Here is an 18885-nt window from a genome sequence, read left to right as displayed (position 1 = left end):
GTGACAGGGGGTGACCTGCTCGCCCCCTGTCACCGGCACGCCGGACACCGCCCGCCACCCCGACGTGCTGGCCGCCCGGCGTCGGGAACGCGCCCGTATCCGCGGTGACGAACAACGACGTCGGGGCCGACCGTCCGCCCGAGCGGCCTGATCACTCAAGCCGGTTGGTCACCGCACTGGCCGACACTATGAGTAATGCTATAGTCACATCCAGCTATGGAGGTGGTCATGGCCGTGCCGCGTCACGTGGCCTGTGTGATGGACGGGAACGGCCGTTGGGCCGCGCAGCGGTCGCTGCCGCGCACCGCGGGCCACGAGGCCGCCGAGGCCGCGGTGATGGACGTCATCGAGGCGGCGCGCTCCTCCGGGGTCACCTGGCTGAGCCTGTACGCCTTCTCCACGGAGAACTGGCGGCGGCCGTCCGGCGAGGTCGACATCCTCATGCGGCTCGTCCGACGGGCCATCCGCAAACACGCGCCGGTGCTGCACGCGCGGGGTGTCCGCTGCAGATTCCTCGGCATGAGCGATCCGCGCATCCCGGCACCGCTGGTCCAGGACATCACCGACCTGATGACGCTCACCCGCGACAACAAGCGCATGACGCTGACCGTCGCCTTCGACCACGGCGGGCGCCGCGACATCGTGGAGGCCGCGCGGTCGCTGATCCGTTCCGCGACGCCGGCCGACCAGGTCACCGAGGCCAGCTTCGCCGAGCACCTGCCGTACGCCGACACGCCCGACGTCGACCTGGTCATCCGCACCTCCGGCGAGCAGCGCATCTCCAACTTCATGCTCTGGCAGGTGGCCTACGCCGAGTGGGTCTTCCCCCAGGTGCTCTGGCCCGACTTCCGCGCGACCCACTTCTGGGAATGCCTTGGCGCCTACTTCCGGCGCCAGCGCCGGTTCGGCGACGTACGCCAGCCCACCCTCATGACAGGAGAGGACCCTCGATGAGCCAGACCACCCCGGAGGATAACGTCGACGTCTTCGGGCCCGACTCCATCCTGCGTCGCCTGGTCAAAGAGGCGCGCTGGGGTCTCGCGGTGACCAGGGCCACCCTGCTGGAAGCCGCCTACCCGCCGATCGGCGCGGCCCTGATGGAGAACTCCACGTTCCTGACGCACCCGTGGCGACGCCTGCGCAACACCACGATGAGCTCGCGGCGCATCCTCGACCCCGACCCGCGCGTACGCGACCGCGAAGCGGCCCGGCTCAACCGCCTCCACGCCCGCATGTCCGGCACCGACGCGCAGGGCCGCCCCTACGACGCGACCGACCCCGAGGCGCGCGCCTGGGTGGTGGCGACCCTGTTCGAGTCGACGGTGACGATGTGCCGGCTGAGTGGCGAGGCGCTCGACGCCGAGACGATGCGACGGCTCTACGACGAACACCGCACGTTCCTGGCCCTGATCGACGGCACCAGCGACCATCTCCCCGCGACGCTGCCGGAGTTCTGGTCCTACTACGACGACGTCATCGCCCACCGCCTGGAGAACAACGAGGCGGTGGGGGTCATCCTCTACCGGCTCTTCGCCAACGTGCCCGCACCTCCGGTGCTGCGCGGCCATCCCGCGGTGTGGACCGCGGGCCGGGCCGTGGCAAGCCCGGTGGTCACCGCGATCACCATCGCCTCGCTCCCCGAAGCCTTCAGCCGGCGCGTCGCCCTGCCCGATCTGCCGGGAGCCAGGACGCTCATGCAGGCCGCGTATCTGAGCGCCGCACTCGCCACGCGCTACCTGCCGGAAAGCTGGACGCGGGTGGAGTTCTTCATGGGTCTGCTGGACCCCTCCCACGAGGGCGCCGGCCCATGGGAGGCCGTACGCCGCCAGGCCGGCAAGGCCGCGGCCCTGGCACGTCTTCTCACCCCCGCCTCCGACGAGGACGACCAGGTGGTCCGATCGGCCGACCGGTTCTTCGCCGAGGTCCTCGACCAGACCGGCGACGGCTACCTGCGCTGGCCCGATCTGGCCGCCATGGCCAGAGAGATCGCCACGCGGCTCGACCTGGGCGAGCAGGAGGAGGAGCGGCTGTTCCAGGCGTACGCCGCCTGGTGGCGCGAGCTGCAGACCGCTCTCGACAGCGACGGCGACGGACGCGTCACCCGCCACGAATACGCCGCCGCGGCCGCCTGCCTGCCCGGCTCCGGGCTCATCAGGATCGCCGACGTGTTGTTCGACGCCACCGACGCCGACGACGACGAGAAGATCGACGCCGAGGAATACCGCAACCTGTTCCGTACGGCCTTCCACCGCGACCTGACCGACAGCGGGGGCAGCTACTCACGCAGCGCCTTCGTCAGGCACTTCGTCTCCTTCATGTCCGGGCAACAGCACTCGAACGCCTACACCTCGCTCCTTTCCCAGGGGTGACCGTACGGGGTCGGCCGGAACGACAGGTGGTTGACATACCGCCCGACCTGCGCGAACAGCCCGGCGCCGGTGGACCTGCACGTGTCCTGACCTGCCAGGGCGTTACGGCACCACGAGGTTGATGGCCACACCGACGGGGACGGACCAGACGGCACCGGCAAGGATGTAGCCCCACTGCCGGCGGCGTTCGGCCTTGATGGACTTCCTGGTCTCACCGAGCAGAATCTGCCGGATCTTCTCGGCTTGCTCGGCATCGGCTTCGAGTAGCCGCTGCTGCTCCTCGGCCTGCCGCACCGGCAGGTCGCGGGCCTCCTGCTGCGCCTGTACGTCGCGGCGCAGTTCGTCCATCACGGTGGCGGCTGTCGCCGGTGCCGCGGTCACCGGTGCCGCGCGCCGGCATGTCGGCGATTCCCCTTGTCTCCTCCCGCCTGGCGTGCGATGTGTTCGCCCAGCAGAGCAAGGGCTCGCCGCCGTGTTCGCGCATGCCTGCCGGCAGCCGGTCCCGCGCTCGGGGTTGTGGTGAATGGCAGGGCCGAGCCCCTCGGCCACGGCGCGCTGCGAGGTGGCGGAACCCACCGGTCGGCCGGATTGCCTGATGCAGGACTAACTTGGACAATTCATTATCTTGTGTGATTCGTGTTTATGGCGGTAGGTTGGGCGCTATGTCCGCATCCCAGACTCCGACCACCGCCGAGGAGCTGCGCGGTGCCGGCCTGCGGGTGACGGCCGCTCGCGTCGCGCTGCTCGAGACCGTCAGGAACGGTGACCACCTCGACGTCGAGGCCGTCGCCTCCGGGGTGCGCGAGCGCGTCGGCCACATCTCACTCCAAGCCGTGTACGAGGCCCTCCACGCGCTGACCGCGGCGGGGCTCGTGCGCCGCATCGAACCGCCCGGCAGCCCGGCCCTGTTCGAGGGACGCGTCGGGGACAACCATCACCATCTCGTGTGCCGGTCGTGCGGTGCCGTCGCCGACGTCGACTGCGCGGTCGGTCACGCCCCCTGCCTGACCGCCTCCCAGGACCACGGTTTCGCGATCGACGAGGCCGAGGTCATCTACTGGGGCCTGTGCCCCGACTGTTCCACCGCCCGCAGTGCCTCAGCACAGTGATCTGAATAGTCCGGAAGGATTCCCATGTCTGAGAACCACGACGCCATCGTCACAGACGCGAAGACCGAGGGTGAAGGTGGCTGCCCGGTCGCGCACGGGCGCGCCCCGCACCCGACTCAGGGTGGCGGGAACCGCCAGTGGTGGCCGGAGCGGCTCAACCTGAAGATCCTCGCCAAGAACCCCGCTGTGGCGAACCCCCTTGGCGACGGGTTCGACTACGCCGAGGCGTTCAAGAGCCTCGACCTTCCTGCCGTCAAGCGGGACATCGCGGAGGTGCTGACGACCTCGCAGGACTGGTGGCCGGCCGACTTCGGCCACTACGGCCCGTTCATCATCCGGATGGCCTGGCACAGCGCGGGCACCTACCGGATCAGCGACGGCCGTGGCGGCGCGGGGGCCGGCCAGCAGCGCTTCGCCCCGCTCAACAGCTGGCCGGACAACGGCAACCTCGACAAGGCCCGCCGCCTGCTGTGGCCGGTCAAGAAGAAGTACGGCAAGAAGCTCTCGTGGGCCGACCTCATGATCCTCGCCGGTAACGTCGCCCTGGAGACCATGGGCTTCGAGACCTTCGGCTTCGCCGGCGGTCGTGCCGACGTGTGGGAGCCCGACGAGGACGTCTACTGGGGTCCCGAGACCACCTGGCTCGGCGACCAGCGCTACAGCGGCGACCGCGAGCTGGAGAACCCGCTCGGCGCGGTCCAGATGGGCCTCATCTACGTCAACCCGGAGGGCCCGAACGGCAACCCGGACCCGCTCGCCGCGGCCCGCGACATCCGTGAGACCTTCCGCCGGATGGCGATGAACGACGAGGAGACGGTCGCCCTCATCGCGGGCGGTCACACCTTCGGCAAGACCCACGGCGCGGGCCCGTCGGACCACGTCGGCCCCGACCCCGAGGCCGCCCCGATCGAGGAGCAGGGCTTCGGCTGGAGGAGCACCTTCGGCACCGGCAAGGGTGGCGACACGATCACCAGCGGTCTCGAGGGCATCTGGACCAACACCCCGGTGACGTGGGACAACAGCTTCTTCGAGATCCTGTTCGGCTACGAGTGGGAGCTGTTCAAGAGCCCCGCCGGCGCCCACCAGTGGCGGCCGAAGGACGGCGCAGGGGCGGGTACGGTCCCCGACGCCCACGACCCGTCGAAGAGCCACGCCCCGACGATGCTCACGACCGACCTCTCGCTGCGCGTGGACCCGATCTACGAGCAGATCTCGCGACGCTTCCTGGAGAACCCGGACGAGTTCGCGGACGCCTTCGCTCGTGCGTGGTTCAAGCTGACCCACCGCGACATGGGCCCGGTCGCGCGCTACCTCGGCCCGGAGGTCCCGTCCGAGACGCTGCTGTGGCAGGACCCCCTTCCCGCGGTGACGCACGAGCTCGTCGACGCCGAGGACATCGCCGCTCTCAAGGGCCGGATCCTCGCCTCGGGCCTGTCGGTGCCGCAGCTGGTGTCCACCGCGTGGGCGTCGGCAGCGTCCTTCCGCGGCAGCGACAAGCGCGGCGGCGCCAACGGCGCGCGCGTCCGCCTCGAGCCGCAGAGCGGGTGGGAGGTCAACGACCCCGACCAGCTGGCGACGGTGCTGCGCACCCTGGAGGGCATCCAGCAGGACTTCAACGCCGCCCAGACCGGCGGCAAGCGGGTCTCTCTCGCCGACGTGATCGTGCTCGCCGGTGGCGCGGCCGTCGAGCAGGCCGCCAAGCAGGCCGGCTTCGACGTCGCGGTCCCCTTCACGCCGGGCCGCGTCGACGCCGCGCAGGAGCAGACCGACGTGGAGTCGTTCGCCGCGCTCGAGCCGACCGCCGACGGCTTCCGCAACTACCTCGAGAAGGGCAACCGGCTCCCGGCCGAGTACCTGCTGATCGACCGGGCGAACCTGCTGACCCTCAGCGCCCCGGAGATGACGGTCCTCGTCGGCGGCCTGCGCGTCCTCGGCGCGACCCACCAGCAGTCGCCGGTGGGTGTCCTCACCTCGACCCCCGGGTCGCTGACCAACGACTTCTTCGTCAACCTGCTCGACCTGGGCACGACGTGGAAGGCGACCTCCGAGGACGCGAACACCTTCGAGGCTCGCGACTCGGCCACGGGCGAGGTCAAGTGGACCGGCAGCCGTGTCGACCTGGTCTTCGGGTCGAACTCCGAGCTGCGGGCGCTCGCGGAGGTCTACGCGAGCGATGACGCGAAGGAGAAGTTCGTGAACGACTTCGTCGCGGCGTGGGACAAGGTGATGAACCTCGACCGGTTCGACCTGGTCTGATCGTGACGTCCAGGCCGGCCGGCGCCGGCCGGCCTGGACGCCTCGCGACACGGGGCCGGCGACGGCTGCCGGCGGCCCGACTGGTCAGCGGCCGGGACGGTAACGCTTGGCCGCCCTGGCGTGCGCCTCGTTCAGCAGCGTGTACGCCTGCCCGCCGGTCGCCTCGCCGGGGTTGAGGACGCAGATCCATCCCTGGACGGCGTACAGCGGGTGCGGGATGATCCGGTCGGTCACCGTGTAGTCGACGCCGGCGTGGTGGTCGGCGTGGGCCGCGGGCGGGTAGCCGATCAGCTCCTCGAAGGCGGCCCGGCCGACGGCGATGTTCAGCCGGAACACGCCGGGCCGGTCGAGGCCGGAGGCGGTGTCCCAGCCGGGGTAGTCCTTGACGACGACCGTCGCGTACGGCAGGCGTCCGTCGGTGGGCATCGTCCCCTCGGGGGCGTAGAAGAAGAAGGTGTCCCCCCATGCCGCCTCGGGGGTGCCGTTGTCCTCGCCGGCGGTGATGGCGACGGTGGCGGGCAGGCCGCTGACGAAGTCGATGATGTCGTTCTCGGTCACGCTCGGACGGGTCCTTTCGGAGTCGGGTTCCCTCCCTTCAAGTGTTTCATTGAACTCCTACTTGGGACTTTTCGTGCTTTCTGCCGGGACTCCGGCCGGAAAACCCTCAACCGGCGCTGTCAGCCGAGCGCGCGGTCGAGGTTGAAGGCGGCGCTGATCAGCGCCAGATGGGTGAACGCCTGCGGGAAGTTGCCGAGCTGCTCGCCGGTGTGCCCGATCTGCTCGGCGAACAGGCCGACATGGTTGGCGTAGGTGAGCATCTTCTCGAAGGCCAGCCGGGCCTCGTCCAGGCGTCCGGCGCGGGCGAGCGCCTCGACGTACCAGAACGAGCAGATCGAGAACGTGCCTTCCATGCCCTGCAGGCCGTCCGGGCTGGCCTGCGGGTCGTAGCGGTAGACCAGCGAGTCGGACACCAGATGGTTGCCGAGAGCGGTGAGGGTGGACATCCACTTCGGGTCGGTGGGCGCCGAGAACTTGGCCAGCGGCATCATCAGCACCGAGGCGTCGAGGACGTCGCCGTCGAGATACTGGGCGAAGGCCTCCAGGTCGCCCGACCAGCCGCGGCGCATGATCTGCCGGTAGATCGTGTCGCGGGTCCGCTGCCAGCGGGCCAGATCGGCGGGCAGCCCGCGGTGGTTGGCCAGGCGGATGGCGCGCTCGATGGCCACCCAGCACATCAGCCGCGAGTACAGGAAGTTCTTGCGGCCGCCGCGGGTCTCCCACACGCCCTCGTCGGGCTGGTCCCAGTTGTCGCACACCCAGTCGACCAGGGTGCCGACGTAGTCCCAGTCGTCGCTGGAGATTGGTTTGCCCCACTTGTCGTAGAGGTAGATGGCGTCGACGAGCGCGCCGTAGATGTCGAGCTGCAACTGGTCGACGGCGGCGTTCCCGACCCGGACCGGCCACGATCCCTGGTAGCCCTCGAAGTTGTCGAGCAGGCGTTCCGGCAGGTCGCCGCGCCCGTCGATGCCGTACATGATCTGCAAGGGACCGGGCGTGCCGGGCGTGCAGGTGCACACGCTGGTCGTCAGGAAGCGCATGAACGCCGCGGCCTCCCCGGTGAAGCCGAGCCTGAGCAGCGCGTAGACGCAGAACGCGGCGTCGCGCACCCACACGTAGCGGTAGTCCCAGTTGCGCTCGCCGCCGATCGACTCCGGCAGGCTGGTGGTCGGCGCGGCCACGATGCCGCCGGTCGGGGCGTACGTGAGCAGCTTCAGCACCAGCGCCGACCGGTGCACCATCTCGCGCCAGCGGCCGCGGTAGCGCGAGGTGGACAGCCAGCGCCGCCAGAAGGCGACGGTGGCGGTGAACTGCTCCTCGGCCTCGGTGGTCGCGCACGAGCGCGGCGCGACTCCGTCGCCGACCCGGTCGAGGGCGAAGACGGCGTGCTCACCCTCCTGGAGTTTGAACTCCGACCACACGTCCGTGCCGTCTGCTTCCATCGGCACGGTGGCGGTCAGCGCCAGCGACAGGGAAGGCGTCTCGAAGACGGCCTGGCCGTGCGCCAGGCGGAGGGTGTGCTGCTCGCTTCCGTAGCCGAACCGCGGCGCTATCCGCGCCCGGAAGGGGAGCGCGCCCCGCACGCAGGTCACCCGGCGGATGAGCCGGTGGCGGTCGTGCTCGAGCGCCTCGTCGGCGACGGGCATGAAGTCCTGGATCTCGCCGACGCCGTCATTGGCGTAGAAGCGGGTGATCAGGACGTTGGTGTCGGGGAAGTAGAACTGCTTGGTCCTGGCCGGCACGTCGGCGGCCAGTTCGAACGAGCCGCCCCGCTCGCTGTCGAGGAGCGAGGCGAACACGCTGGGGGAGTCGAACCGGGGACAGCAGTACCAGTCGATCGTGCCGTTCGTGCCGACCAGCGCGGTCGTGCGCAGGTCGCCGATCAGGCCGTGGTCGGCTATCGGCAGGTATCGGGAGTTCTCGCCGGGGATCGCAGTGGCCACCGGGGCCTCCTCGCGGTTTCGAGTGGTCCGACGGTCAAAGCCTAGGAAAGCGGGTCGCCGGGCCGGGTCTGCGTCACGTCAAGGACTCGGCAGGGTTTGGCCTCGCCGCGACGACCACCGCGACTTAGAGCGGGCGACGGCCGGGAAAGCCCAGTTCGGTGCGGTGGTACCAGGACAGCTCGCGTTCGCCCTCGATCCAGCACAACCGCACCGATCGCCCGTCCAGCACCGACGGGAAGTCCACCAGGATCGGCGCGATGCCCTTCACCTCGACCCCCTGCTGCGTCCAGCCGGTGAGGATCTCCTCGATACGGGCCTCGATGCCCTTCAGCTCGGCGAGCCCGCCCAGCGGCGAGGCGCCGTGCTGCTCGCGGTCGTGGGCGATCTCGGCCAGGTCGGCGCGGGCGGCGACCAGCTCTCGGGCCTCCTCGATGATCACGGGCAGCAGCGCGCGGGCCTCGTCGAGGGTGAAGGTCCTGTCCATGACGGCACGCTACCGGCTCGGGCCGGAGGCGCGGATCCGCGGCCCGCCCGTGTTGTCGTGACGAGGGATCCACGGTAGCGTCGCGCTTCGAATGATATCAACATCTGAATGTTAATGACATTTGAAATGAGGGACTCTGTGACCCGCGGGATCGACTTCACCCGTCCTGAGCCGCTGCCCGACCTGGGCCTCCGGCAGGTGCCCGCGCTCCCGACGACCGTCTGACACGCGATGGCCCACGCAGGAAGCCGGGACGCGGCGCTGAGGTGCGCGTTCTGCGGCAAGCCCCAGAAGCAGGTCAAGAAGCTCATCGCGGGTCCGGGCCGCATCTGCATCTGCGACGAGTGCGTCGAGGTGTGCACCGAGCTCGTCGACGACGACCTCGACCCCGCCGGCGCGCCGCCCAGGCCGCCGAAGCCGCGGGAGATCCACGCCTTCCTCGACCAGTACGTCATCGGGCAGGACCGGGCCAAGCGCACGCTAGCCGTGGCCGTGTACAACCACTACAAGCGTGTCAACACGCGATCACGCCAGGGCGGGCGCGACGAGCGGGTCGAGCTCGGCAAGTCCAACATCCTGCTGATCGGCCCCACGGGCTGCGGCAAGACCCATCTCGTCCATACGCTGGCCCGCATGCTCGACGTACCCTTCGCGACGGCCGACGCCACCGCGCTCACCGAGGCCGGGTACGTCGGGGAGGACGTCGAGACCATCCTGGCCAAGCTGCTCCACGCGGCCGGCAACGACGTGCGCAAGGCCGAGCGCGGCATCGTCTACATCGACGAGATCGACAAGATCACGCGCAGGAGCGAGCACGCGTCGCTCACCCGGGACGTCTCCGGCGAGGGTGTCCAGCAGGCACTGCTGAAGATCCTCGAAGGGACCGTCGTCAGTGTGCCCCCGCTGACCGGCCGCAAGCACCCGCAGGAGGAGTACGTCCGGATGGACACCACCGACGTGCTGTTCGTCGCCGGCGGCGCCTTCTCCGGGCTCGAACCGATCATCGACCAGCGGGCGGGGCGCGGGGCCGCCGGGTTCGGCGCCACGGTCCGCGGGGAGACGGAGCCCGACCCGTTCGCCGAGGTCATGCCGCAGGACCTGCGGCGGTTCGGGCTGATCCCCGAGTTCGTCGGCCGCCTGCCGGTCGTGGCCACCTTCCAGCCACTGGACGGTGCGGCGGTGACGCGGATCCTCACCGAGCCGCGCAACGCGCTGATCAGGCAGTACCAGCGGCTGTTCGAGATGGACGGCGTGGCCCTGGACTTCGCCGACGGCGCCGTCGAGGCGATCGCCGAGCTGGCGCTGCTGCGCCGTACCGGGGCCAGGGCGGCGCGCGCGATCCTCGAGGAGGTGCTGCTCGGCGTCATGTACGAGATCCCGGGCCGGGATGACGTGGCGCGCGTGGTGATCGGGCGCGACACGGTGCTCCGCAACGCCGGCCCGACCCTGGTGCCGCGCTCCGACGACGGGCGCCGCCACCGCCGGTCGGCCTAGCGGCGGCTATGCTCGCGCCGCGCACCATCGACGCCGCCGACGGTCGGGCCTGCGGGCTCGCGCCGCCGAGGTCACCGACGGTCGGCCTCTGGGCTCGCGCCGCGCACCATCGAGGTCGCCGACGGTCGGGCCTGAGGGCTCGCGCCGTGCCGCCGGGGTCGCCGACGGCCGGTCTAAGGGGTCGCGCCGCGGACCGCCCAGGCCCGGACGGGCAGCGTGATCGACCCGTCGGCCGCCACCGGGAGCCGCTCGCGCAGCCGGTCCCGCAGGGCCGTCCGGTGCGCCTCGGACAGGGACGCGGCGTACGCCGGCGCCGGGCCCTGAGCGCCGAGGAACGGCCGCCAGTAGTCGTCGAAGTCCGGGAACACCGCGGCCACCTCGATCGGCTCGACCAGCACGTCGCTCAGCCCGGCGCCGGCCCACAACGCGCGCAACGGCTCCGGCCGGCAGAGCGGGAACCGGGTACCTTCGTCCAGCGCCTCCGCGTCCGGATCGAGTTCGGTGGCGGCCGCCCAGAAGGTCCGGATGATCGACATCCGGCCGGAGTAGTCCCAGACGTACGCCGCGACCGTCCCGCCCGGTGCGGTCACCCGGGCCAGCTCGGCCACGGCCGCCGGCGCGTCCGGCACGAAGTTCAGCACCAGCCCGCTGACCGCGACGTCGAACCGCCCGTCCTCGAACGGCAGCGCCCCCGCCTCGGCGGCCGCGAACCGGACCAGCGGATCGGCGACCAGCTCCCGCGCGTGCCTGACGAATCCGTGCGACGGATCGACCCCGACCACCTCGGCCGGCGCGGCGGCGCCCGGCACCGCGGCGGCCAGCGCGCCGGTGCCGCAGCCGACGTCCAGCCAGCGCCGGCCGGCCGGTACGGCGAGCCACGAGACGAACGCCGCGGCCACCGTCCGGCTCCACCGGCCCATGTAGCGCTCGTACGCCTCGCCGACCTGCCAGATCCTCCTCCCGCCCATGGTGTGACGCTACGCCGGCGGGCCGGGCGCCGGCTCGCCGGGCGCCATGCCGCGGCCCTCCGCCCGTTGGCCGGGCGTCCCGCGCGGGTCGACCGGCCTGCGCGCCCAGGGCGCCGCGCCTGCGCGAGGGGTGTCGCGTCTACGCGCAGGGTGTCGCGTCTACGCGCGCAGGGCGTCGCCCAGGTGCCTGCGGGAGGTGACGTCGAGCTTCCTGAACACCTTGCGCAGGTGGTACTCCACCGTGCTCGCACTGATGAACAGCTCGGCGGCGATCTCCTGGTTGGTGGTGCCCCCCGCGGCGAGCCGGGCCACCCGCAGCTCCTGAGGTGTCAGGTCGTACCTGGCGCTGGGAGTGCGGACACGGGCCTGCTCCCCGGTGGCGGCCAGCTCCATCCGGGCCCGCTCGGCGAAGGCGGCGGCGCCCATGGCCACGAACCTCTCGTGGGCGGTCCGCAACTGCTCGCGAGCGTCGAGACGGCGGTTGCGCCGCCGGAGCCACTCGCCGTAGAGCAGGTGGGTGCGGGCCACCTCCGTGGCCAGCGGGGTCCGCTCCAGCAGTGCGAGCGCCTCCCGGTAGAGCCGCTCGTCGTCGGCCAGGAGAGCGCGGCTGCGGGCGAGCACGCCCAGCGCCCACGGGGTGCCGCTCGCCTCGGCGCGCTCGCTCAGCCGCGCCAGCGCCCGCTCGGCCACCGCGGTGTCGTTGTTGCGCACCGCCGCCTCGACCAGATCGGGCAGGACCCCGCCGCCGTAGTGCGGCGGATCGGCGGCGTAGCCGGCCTCCCCGGCGGCCTGGGCTTCGGCGTAGCGGCAGTGGCCGAGCTCCAGCAGCACGAGGGCGGCGCGGGCGAGCTGCACCTGGAGGCCGCCGGGCCGTTCGGCGTCGGGCCCGGCCTGGATCGCCACGGCGGCCAGCGTGCGTTCCCTGTCACCGCGCCAGGCGTGCAGCATGACGTCGCTCGTGCCGGCGAAGCGCAGGTCCGCGCCGATCGCCGCCGCCACGTCCATGAACTCGGCGAAATGCGCCTCGGACGCGGCGAAGCGGCCGCAGAGCAGCGCGTGGGTGGCCGAGCCGTGCGCGCCCGCCTGGAGCATGCGCAGCGCGCCCTGGCGGCGGGCCGCCGCCGAGAAGCGCCGCGAGCAGTCGCCCAGCGCGTCGATGTCCCACAGGTCGAGGGCGAGGACGGCGCCGAGCAGGAACCAGCGCGCCGCGTCGCCGTTCTCCGCGCCTTCGGCCTGCATGGCGAGCAGACCCTGCCGCATCAGCGGAACCGCCTCGCGGTAACCGACGGCGACCATGGTGGCGTGCGCCGCCAGCAGCACGTCCGCGATCGTGGGCTCACCCGGTACGGCGGGCGCCCGCAGCGCGGCCCTGGCCACCCGCTCGGCGCTCATGCCGGGGCCGACGCGGGCCACGACGATGGCCGCGTCGAACGCCTCCAGCAGGGTGTCCCTGGCGGCACGCGGGTCCGGCCCGGCCAGGACCTGAGCGGCCTGGAGCAGCAGCGCCACCGCGCCTTCCCTGCCGAGCATGACGTTCAGGAAACCGCGCAGCCGCATGGCGTAGGCGTCCAGCGCCGCGACACCCAGATCGGGGGTGAGCAGTTCCAGCAGTTCCTCGCCGCGGTGCGGCGCACCGGCCGTCAGTGCCGCCGCGCAGGCCGCCAGCAGCCGGCCGCTGCGCTGCGGCCCCGGCGGGGTCAGCTCGGCGGCCCGGCGCAGGAAGGCGGCCTGCGCCAGGTGGCCGCCGCGCTCGCGCGCCCGCTCGGCGCTGGCCTCCAGCTCGGCCGCGACGGCTTCGCTGGGGCCGTCGGCGGCCGCGGCCAGGTGCCAGGCGTGCCGGTCGGCGTCCCGCACGGGGTCGGTGACCGCGGCCAGGGCCGCATGCGCCTGCCGCCGCCGGGACGCGGCGGCTCCGCCGTACACCGCCGAGCGGATCAACGGGTGGCGGAAGTGGGTACCCGGGTTCGAGGCCAGGAACTCGCCGCGCTCGGCTCGTTCGACGGCCGCCTCGATGCCGGCGGGGGGCGCGGCCGACAGGTGCGCGACCGCCTGCCGTACCAGGGCAGGATCGCCGGTGGGGTCGGCGGCGGCGACCAGGAGGACCTGCTGGGTCAGCGAGTCGAGATCGCCGACCTGGCGCAGGAAGCGCGCTTCGAGCCTGCGGTCCAGGGACAGCGGCTCGCCGAAGCCCGGTTCGGCCAGCTCGCCCGCGGCCAGCCCGCGGCCGAGCTCGCGGATGGCCAGCGGGTTGCCGCCGGTCTCCTCGAGGCAGCGCCTGACGATCACCCGGTCGATCTCGGCGCCCAGGGAGGAGTCCAGCAGCGCCAGGGCCTCGTCGTCGGGGAGCCCCGCCACGTGGAGCTCGTCCAGCCCGGCCAGGCAGGCGAGGGCGGGGTCACCGTCGCGGACACCGAACAGCAGGACGATCCCGTCGGCGTACAGGCGGCGGGCGACGAAGGCGAGCACCTCCAGGGACTCGCGGTCCATCCACTGGGCGTCGTCGCAGACGGCCAGTACCGGGCGGTCGGCGGCGGACTCCGCGAGCAGGGTCAGCGCCGCGAGCCCCACCAGGAAACGGTCCGGCGGGGCCGCGCGCAGCAGGCCGAAGGCCGTCTCCAGCGCGTCGCGCTGCGGCCCCGGCAGCCGTCCGCGCTCGCCGAGGAAGGGCAGCAGCAGGCGGTGCAGTCCGGCGAAGCCCAGCTCCTGCTCGGCCTCCACCCCGGCGACCCTGGTGACCTGTAACCCGGCCGCGGCGCCGACCGCGTGGTCGAGCAACGCGGTCTTGCCGATGCCCGCCGGGCCGCTGAGGACCAGCACGCCGCTCAGACCCGCTGCGGCTCTGCCCAGCAGGCCGTCGAGCTCGGCGGTCTCCGCCTTCCTGCCACGCAGAACCATGGTCTCAGACTAAGGGTTTCCCTGATCGGCACCTGAAAGGCTAAGGGGTTTCAAGGACTCGATCGCCGGGTCCGAGGGGGATGGTTCTCGGGACATCACTCACGTCCTGGAGAACGTTCATGAGCAAGCCCGTTCTGGAGCCGGCCGCGCAGGCCTTCGCCGACGCGACGGCGAACCCGCCCTACCTGTTCGAGCTGCCGCCCGAGGAGGGCCGCAAGGCCGTAGACCAGGTGCAGTCGCCCGAGATCGAGGTGCCGGGCACCACCCGGGAGACCGTCGAGAACCTCACCATCTTCCGGCCCGCCGACGCGACCGGCCCGTTGCCGGTCATCCTGTACATCCACGGCGCCGGCTGGGTGTTCGGCAACGACCACACCCATGGCCGGCTGGCCCGCGAACTGGCCCGGGGCACCGGCGCGGCCGTGGTGTTCGTCAACTACAGCCTCTCGCCCGAGGCCCGCTACCCGGTGGCCAACCAGCAGAACCGGGCCGCCCTGCACTGGGTGCTCACCCACGGCGCCACCTTCGGCCTGGACGCGGCCAGGATCGCGGTGGCCGGCGACTCCGTCGGCGGCAACATGGCCGCCGCGCTCACCCTGACCGCCCGCGAGCACCTCAAGGCCCAGGTGCTGTTCTACCCGGTCACCGACGCCGGCTTCGACACCGGCTCCTACCGGCAGTTCGCCACCGGCTACTTCCTGCGCCGCGACGCCATGCAGTGGTTCTGGGACCAGTACACAACCAGCGACGAGCAGCGCGCCGAGATCACCGCCTCGCCGCTGCGCGCCACCACCGAGGACCTGGCCGGGCTGCCGCCGGCGCTGGTCATCACCGCCGAGGCCGACGTGCTGCGCGACGAGGGCGAGGCCTACGCCGACAAGCTGCGCCAGGCCGGGGTGCCGGTGGTGGCCGTGCGCTACCAGGGCGTCATCCACGACTTCGTCATGCTCAACGCGCTGCGCGACACCCACGCCGCCGAGGCAGCCATCAACCAGGCCGTCTCCTTCCTGAAGGGCATCCTGTGAGCCACGACCTCCAGCAGATCGAGCAGGCCAACGCCACCGGCAAGATCCCCGCGGTGTTCGTCCACGGCCTGTGGCTGCTGCCCAGCAGCTGGGACCGCTGGGCCCGCGTCTTCGCCGAGGCCGGCTTCGCACCCGTCACCCCCGGCTGGCCCGACGACCCCGACACCGTCGAGGAAGCCAACGCCCACCCGCAGGTGTTCGCGCACAAGACGGTCGGCCAGGTCGCCGACCACTTCGCCGACCTGATCGCCACACTGGACCGCAAGCCGGTCATCATCGGCCACTCCTTCGGCGGGCTGCTCACCCAGATCCTCGCCGGCCGCGGTCTGGCCTGCGCCGGCGTGGCCATCGACCCCGCCCCCTTCCAAGGGGTGCTGCCGTTGCCGATCTCCTCTCTGCGCGCCGCCGCCCCGGTGCTGGCCAACCCCGCCAACATCCACCGCGCCGTGCCGCTGACCTACGAGCAGTTCCGCTACGCCTTCGCCAACGCCGTCACCGAGCAGGAAGCCCACGAGCTCTACGACACCTTCTGCGTCCCCGCCCCCGGCGCGCCGCTGTTCCAGGCCGCCGTCGCCAACGTCAACCCGTGGAGCGAGACCAAGGTCGACAGCCTCACCCCCGACCGCGGCCCGCTGCTGATCGTCTCCGGCGAGAAGGACCACACCGTCCCCTGGGCCATCGCCAACGCCTCCTACAAGAAGCAGGCCCGCAACGAACACCATCCCACCGAGATCATCGAGATGCCCGGCCGCGGCCACTCCCTGACCATCGACAGCGGTTGGCGCGAGGTCTGCGACACCGCTCTCGCCTTCGTGAAGAAGGTGCTCTGACGCGCCGACTCCTCCTCGCGCGGCGCGTCATCGCCTCGGGCTGACCGGCGGCCGGGCCCGCGGAGGCCGGGGGCGGACCCGGCCGCGAGACCTCCTGCGAGGGGCGGAAAGATCTCGGATCCGGGGTTTGCCGCCCGGGTTATCCTCGGCTCGCCCCCGAGCCTTGGAGCCGCGATGTCACGCAAGCTCAGGACCCTGTTATCACTCTTCGTGCTGGCCGTGACCCCGCTGGTCGCCGGCCCGTCGCCGGCCGTGGCCGCGGCGCCGTCCGATGCCGCGGTCACGGCACCGGACGGCGAGAAGTGGATCACCCTGGTCACCGGAGACCGGGTGTTGCTGCGGCCGGACGCGCCACGCGGACAGGACGTGGTGGTCAGACCCGCCCGCGGGCGCGACCAGGTACGCTTCCGCAGCTACACCGACCACGGCGACACCTATGTGGTCCCGTCCGACGCCGAGGGACGCGACCGTGAGCTGTTCAACCTGACCAGGTCGGGAGGAGCGCGCCGGGCGGCGGCCACGACCACGGCGGCGGAGACCTTCGACGTCACCATCCGCGTGCTCGACCACCAGGGCCGCCCCACCTCGACCTGGTCGGCGGTGTTCAACAGCCTCGAGGTGGAGCAGTCGTTCTCCCCCCACGACCCCTCGGGCACGGTGGTGGCCAAGCTCCCGCGCGGCTCCTACTACCTGCAGGCGGAGGTGCGGACCGGGCCGCTCGTCACGCACATCGTCGAGCCGCTGTTCGTGGTCGACGGGGACCGTACGCTCGACCTGGTGGCCACCGAGGGCAAGCCGGTCGGCATCACGCTGGACCGGCCGGAGGCGGTCGGCGGCGAGGTCGCGTTGATCTTCGAGCGGTACACGCCGGACGGCCGGTTCGTCGGGCAGGGGTACCACGCGGTGAACTTCGCCGACACCCTGGTGCGTCCGTCGACCACGGCGGCGCCGCCCGGACAGTTCACCTTCTACGTCGCCGGGCGCTTCGCCAAGCCCGACGGCGCGGGCGGCTTCGCGGGCAGCCCGTACCTCTACCACCTCCAGTGGGTGCAGCCCGACAGGGTGCCCGCGGACCTGGTGCGGCACATCCCCGACGGCAACCTGGCGACCGTCGACTCGACGTTCGCCGCGTCGGCCCCCGGCAAGGTCGGACAGAAGGACTACCTGGTCTCGGCGCCGCTGCCGTTCTCCCTCAAGGAGTACTACATCCCCGACACTCACTGGCTGTCGTCGTTCGGCCAGTTCGACGGCGCGGTCGGGGCCACCCCCGAGATCATCACCTACAGCGGGCCCAAGGTGTTCACCGCGGGTGCGGTCTCGCGAGAGAGCTGGGGCGTGGCCGCGTTCGGGCCGTCCTTCCCGCCGGCGTGGCCGTGGTCCTGGACGAAGGCGGTGCGGTCCGGCGACACCCTGGACGTCGAGATCCCGCTGTTCACCGACCAGAACCCGATCAGGGAGACGCGCTCCACGGTCGACCGGGCCGCCACCGTCCTGTACCGGGACGGCAGGGTGGTCGGGCACACCGCGCTCCCCGGCAAGGGCTCCTTCACCTTGCCCCCGGGCGACGGCTCCTACCGCCTGACGGCCACGGCCCGCCGCAGCGGCGTCTCGGGCCTGTCGGCCGAGGTCCGCGCGTCATGGACGTTCAGGTCCGGCACGGGCGAGCAGCGGCTGCCCTTGGCCGTGGTCCGGTTCGCGCCCGGCCTGGACGAGTACAACCGGGCGGCGTCAGGGCCCTTCTCCTTCCCGGTCTACGTGCAGCGGCAGGACGGCTCCACACCCAGCGCCGTGCGGCGGCTGAACGTCGAGATCTCCTACGACGACGGCCGGTCGTGGCGGTCGGTGCGCCTGGAGGGCGCGGGCGACCAGTGGAAGGCGATGGTCTGGCACCCCAGGTCGGGGCACGTCTCGCTACGCGCCGCCCTCGTCGACGCTTCCGGCAACCGCGCCGAGCTCACGATCCTGCGGGCCTACCGGATCCGCTGAGCCGTAACAGCCGAGGACCCCGCCATGGAGATGGCGGGGTCCTCCGCGTGGTGCGCCTCCTCGTCGAGACCGTGCCCCCTTCCGCGTCCGCAGCGGCGGGGGCGGGGGCGAAGGAGGGCGGGGGCGAGGGCCGGCATCCACGGCGGGAGGGGAGGACGAGGAGACCTCGTCCTCCCCTCGACGGTTCAGCCGGTCAGCAGGAAGGAGCGGATCAGGCCGACCATCTCGGCCGTCTTCTCGAAGATCGCGAAGTGGCCGCTGTCGACCTCGGCGTAGGCGCTACCGGGAATGGCGGCCCGCAGCTCCCGCGAGCGTTCCACCGGGACGATCTCGTCCCGGGTCAGCCCGATCACCAGCGTGCGAGCGGAGATCTTGGGCAGCAGGTCCCGGATGTCGGCCTGGAGGTCCAGCTCGATCTGGCGGGCCAGGCCGGGAGCGGGCTGGTTGGCGGCCAGCACGGCGTTCAGCCCCTCGTCGCTGAGCGCGCTGAGGTAGCCGGGGGTGAAGCCCTGCAGCATGCCGAACCTGCTGAACAGGTCGAAGTCGGTCCGCGCCAGATCGCGCCAGAGCCCGAAGTTCAGCCGGTGCCGTACGTCGTCCCCGTGCGCCCAGCCGGCGATGAGCACGAGGCTCCTGACCAGGTCGGGGTGGTGCGCGGCGGTGGCGGCGGCCACCACCGCGCCCAGCGAGGCGCCCACCAGATCCACCGGACCGGGCGCGGCCGTCCGGGCGACCGCCACGACCTGGTCGGCCAGGCCCTCGACGGTCAGCGGCGCGCCGCCGTCCGTGGTCCTGCCGCTGCCGCTCAGGTCGGGCGTGACGACGGTACGGCGGTCGGCGAAGCCGCCGACCACGTGGCCCCAGCTGGCCTCGGCGCCCGCCTGCGTGCCGTGCAGCATGATCAGGCCAGGGCCGGAGCCGGTGAGCGCGTAGTGCACGTCGGCGTCGGCCACAGTGACCGTGGGCAT

At 72.0% G+C, this 18885-nt stretch carries 15 protein-coding genes; 8 read left to right on the top strand and 7 right to left on the bottom strand.

All coding sequences use genetic code 11. The annotated features are described in order from the left end of the window. Positions 1-228: 228 nt before the first annotated feature. Together uppS and ACWENQ_RS36345 are read left to right on the top strand one after the other, a co-directional pair. Positions 229-954 carry a polyprenyl diphosphate synthase gene (gene uppS / locus ACWENQ_RS36350; RefSeq protein WP_452418266.1) on the top strand — a complete coding sequence of 242 codons (726 nt, stop codon included), beginning with the start codon at positions 229-231 and terminating at the stop codon, positions 952-954. Continuing rightward, positions 951-2369, top strand: a complete 1419-nt coding sequence (locus ACWENQ_RS36345) for an oxygenase MpaB family protein (protein ID WP_452418264.1) — start codon at positions 951-953, stop codon at positions 2367-2369. The genes uppS and ACWENQ_RS36345 overlap by 4 nt, the downstream gene beginning before the upstream one ends. Positions 2370-2471: 102 nt before the next feature. Here the strand turns inward: ACWENQ_RS36345 and ACWENQ_RS36340 are convergent, their stop codons facing one another. Further along, on the bottom strand, positions 2472-2720 hold the full coding sequence (locus tag ACWENQ_RS36340; RefSeq protein ID WP_449928604.1) for a hypothetical protein: 249 nt from the start codon (positions 2718-2720) through the stop codon (positions 2472-2474). A gap of 311 nt (positions 2721-3031) precedes the next feature. Here ACWENQ_RS36340 and ACWENQ_RS36335 point away from each other — a divergent pair, with 311 nt between their 5' ends. Then, positions 3032-3478: a Fur family transcriptional regulator gene (locus ACWENQ_RS36335; RefSeq protein WP_354918169.1), complete on the top strand. Its 447-nt coding sequence runs from the start codon at positions 3032-3034 to the stop codon at positions 3476-3478. 24 nt (positions 3479-3502) lie between these two features. Then, positions 3503-5734, top strand: a complete 2232-nt coding sequence (gene katG, locus ACWENQ_RS36330; RefSeq protein WP_449928606.1) for a catalase/peroxidase HPI — start codon at positions 3503-3505, stop codon at positions 5732-5734. 84 nt (positions 5735-5818) lie between these two features. Here katG and ACWENQ_RS36325 read toward each other — a convergent pair whose 3' ends face one another. From ACWENQ_RS36325 to ACWENQ_RS36315, 3 genes are all read right to left on the bottom strand, one after another. Further along, a complete protein-coding gene (locus tag ACWENQ_RS36325; protein WP_452418262.1) occupies positions 5819-6292 on the bottom strand; it encodes a DUF6194 family protein in 474 nt (157 codons plus the stop codon). Positions 6293-6411: 119 nt separating this feature from the next. After that, complete coding sequence (locus tag ACWENQ_RS36320; protein ID WP_449928610.1) at positions 6412-8235, bottom strand: glycoside hydrolase family 15 protein; 1824 nt, start codon at positions 8233-8235, stop codon at positions 6412-6414. A 124-nt stretch (positions 8236-8359) separates the two neighbouring features. Then, positions 8360-8719: a DUF2203 domain-containing protein gene (locus tag ACWENQ_RS36315; protein WP_354915561.1), complete on the bottom strand. Its 360-nt coding sequence runs from the start codon at positions 8717-8719 to the stop codon at positions 8360-8362. A gap of 231 nt (positions 8720-8950) precedes the next feature. On the opposite strand from ACWENQ_RS36315, the gene clpX reads away from it, so the two are divergent. Continuing rightward, on the top strand, positions 8951-10213 hold the full coding sequence (gene clpX, locus ACWENQ_RS36310; protein ID WP_452418260.1) for an ATP-dependent Clp protease ATP-binding subunit ClpX: 1263 nt from the start codon (positions 8951-8953) through the stop codon (positions 10211-10213). Positions 10214-10386: 173 nt separating this feature from the next. Here the strand turns inward: clpX and ACWENQ_RS36305 are convergent, their stop codons facing one another. Further along, complete coding sequence (locus ACWENQ_RS36305) at positions 10387-11181, bottom strand: class I SAM-dependent methyltransferase (RefSeq protein WP_452418258.1); 795 nt, start codon at positions 11179-11181, stop codon at positions 10387-10389. A gap of 159 nt (positions 11182-11340) precedes the next feature. Then, a complete protein-coding gene (locus ACWENQ_RS36300) occupies positions 11341-14076 on the bottom strand; it encodes an ATP-binding protein (RefSeq protein ID WP_452418256.1) in 2736 nt (911 codons plus the stop codon). Positions 14077-14195: 119 nt separating this feature from the next. On the opposite strand from ACWENQ_RS36300, the gene ACWENQ_RS36295 reads away from it, so the two are divergent. The 3 genes from ACWENQ_RS36295 (at position 14196) to ACWENQ_RS36285 (ending at position 17917) form a co-directional block, all read left to right on the top strand. After that, positions 14196-15101 carry an alpha/beta hydrolase gene (locus tag ACWENQ_RS36295; RefSeq protein WP_449928620.1) on the top strand — a complete coding sequence of 302 codons (906 nt, stop codon included), beginning with the start codon at positions 14196-14198 and terminating at the stop codon, positions 15099-15101. Further along, positions 15098-15931 (top strand): alpha/beta hydrolase, encoded by an 834-nt coding sequence (locus ACWENQ_RS36290; RefSeq protein WP_452418255.1) that lies wholly within the window; start codon positions 15098-15100, stop codon positions 15929-15931. Before ACWENQ_RS36295 ends, ACWENQ_RS36290 begins: the two co-directional genes overlap by 4 nt. A gap of 174 nt (positions 15932-16105) precedes the next feature. Further along, positions 16106-17917: a hypothetical protein gene (locus ACWENQ_RS36285; protein ID WP_452418253.1), complete on the top strand. Its 1812-nt coding sequence runs from the start codon at positions 16106-16108 to the stop codon at positions 17915-17917. A gap of 185 nt (positions 17918-18102) precedes the next feature. Here the strand turns inward: ACWENQ_RS36285 and ACWENQ_RS36280 are convergent, their stop codons facing one another. After that, complete coding sequence (locus tag ACWENQ_RS36280) at positions 18103-18885, bottom strand: alpha/beta fold hydrolase (RefSeq protein WP_452418251.1); 783 nt, start codon at positions 18883-18885, stop codon at positions 18103-18105.

The organism is Nonomuraea sp. NPDC004354, assembly GCF_053602555.1.
This window is presented reverse-complemented; position numbering and strand designations above follow the sequence as displayed.

What these genes read in the sequence shown, in the direction of transcription:
- uppS (WP_452418266.1), top strand. Translation starts at nt 229, where the DNA reads ATGGCCGTGCCGCGTCACGTGGCCTGTGTGATGGACGGGAACGGCCGT.
- ACWENQ_RS36345 (WP_452418264.1), top strand. Translation starts at nt 951, where the DNA reads ATGAGCCAGACCACCCCGGAGGATAACGTCGACGTCTTCGGGCCCGAC.
- ACWENQ_RS36335 (WP_354918169.1), top strand. Translation starts at nt 3,032, where the DNA reads ATGTCCGCATCCCAGACTCCGACCACCGCCGAGGAGCTGCGCGGTGCC.
- katG (WP_449928606.1), top strand. Translation starts at nt 3,503, where the DNA reads ATGTCTGAGAACCACGACGCCATCGTCACAGACGCGAAGACCGAGGGT.
- ACWENQ_RS36315 (WP_354915561.1), bottom strand. Translation starts at nt 8,719, where the DNA reads ATGGACAGGACCTTCACCCTCGACGAGGCCCGCGCGCTGCTGCCCGTG.
- clpX (WP_452418260.1), top strand. Translation starts at nt 8,951, where the DNA reads ATGGCCCACGCAGGAAGCCGGGACGCGGCGCTGAGGTGCGCGTTCTGC.
- ACWENQ_RS36305 (WP_452418258.1), bottom strand. Translation starts at nt 11,181, where the DNA reads ATGGGCGGGAGGAGGATCTGGCAGGTCGGCGAGGCGTACGAGCGCTAC.
- ACWENQ_RS36300 (WP_452418256.1), bottom strand. Translation starts at nt 14,076, where the DNA reads ATGGTTCTGCGTGGCAGGAAGGCGGAGACCGCCGAGCTCGACGGCCTG.
- ACWENQ_RS36295 (WP_449928620.1), top strand. Translation starts at nt 14,196, where the DNA reads ATGAGCAAGCCCGTTCTGGAGCCGGCCGCGCAGGCCTTCGCCGACGCG.
- ACWENQ_RS36285 (WP_452418253.1), top strand. Translation starts at nt 16,106, where the DNA reads ATGTCACGCAAGCTCAGGACCCTGTTATCACTCTTCGTGCTGGCCGTG.
- ACWENQ_RS36280 (WP_452418251.1), bottom strand. Translation starts at nt 18,885, where the DNA reads ATGCCCACGGTCACTGTGGCCGACGCCGACGTGCACTACGCGCTCACC.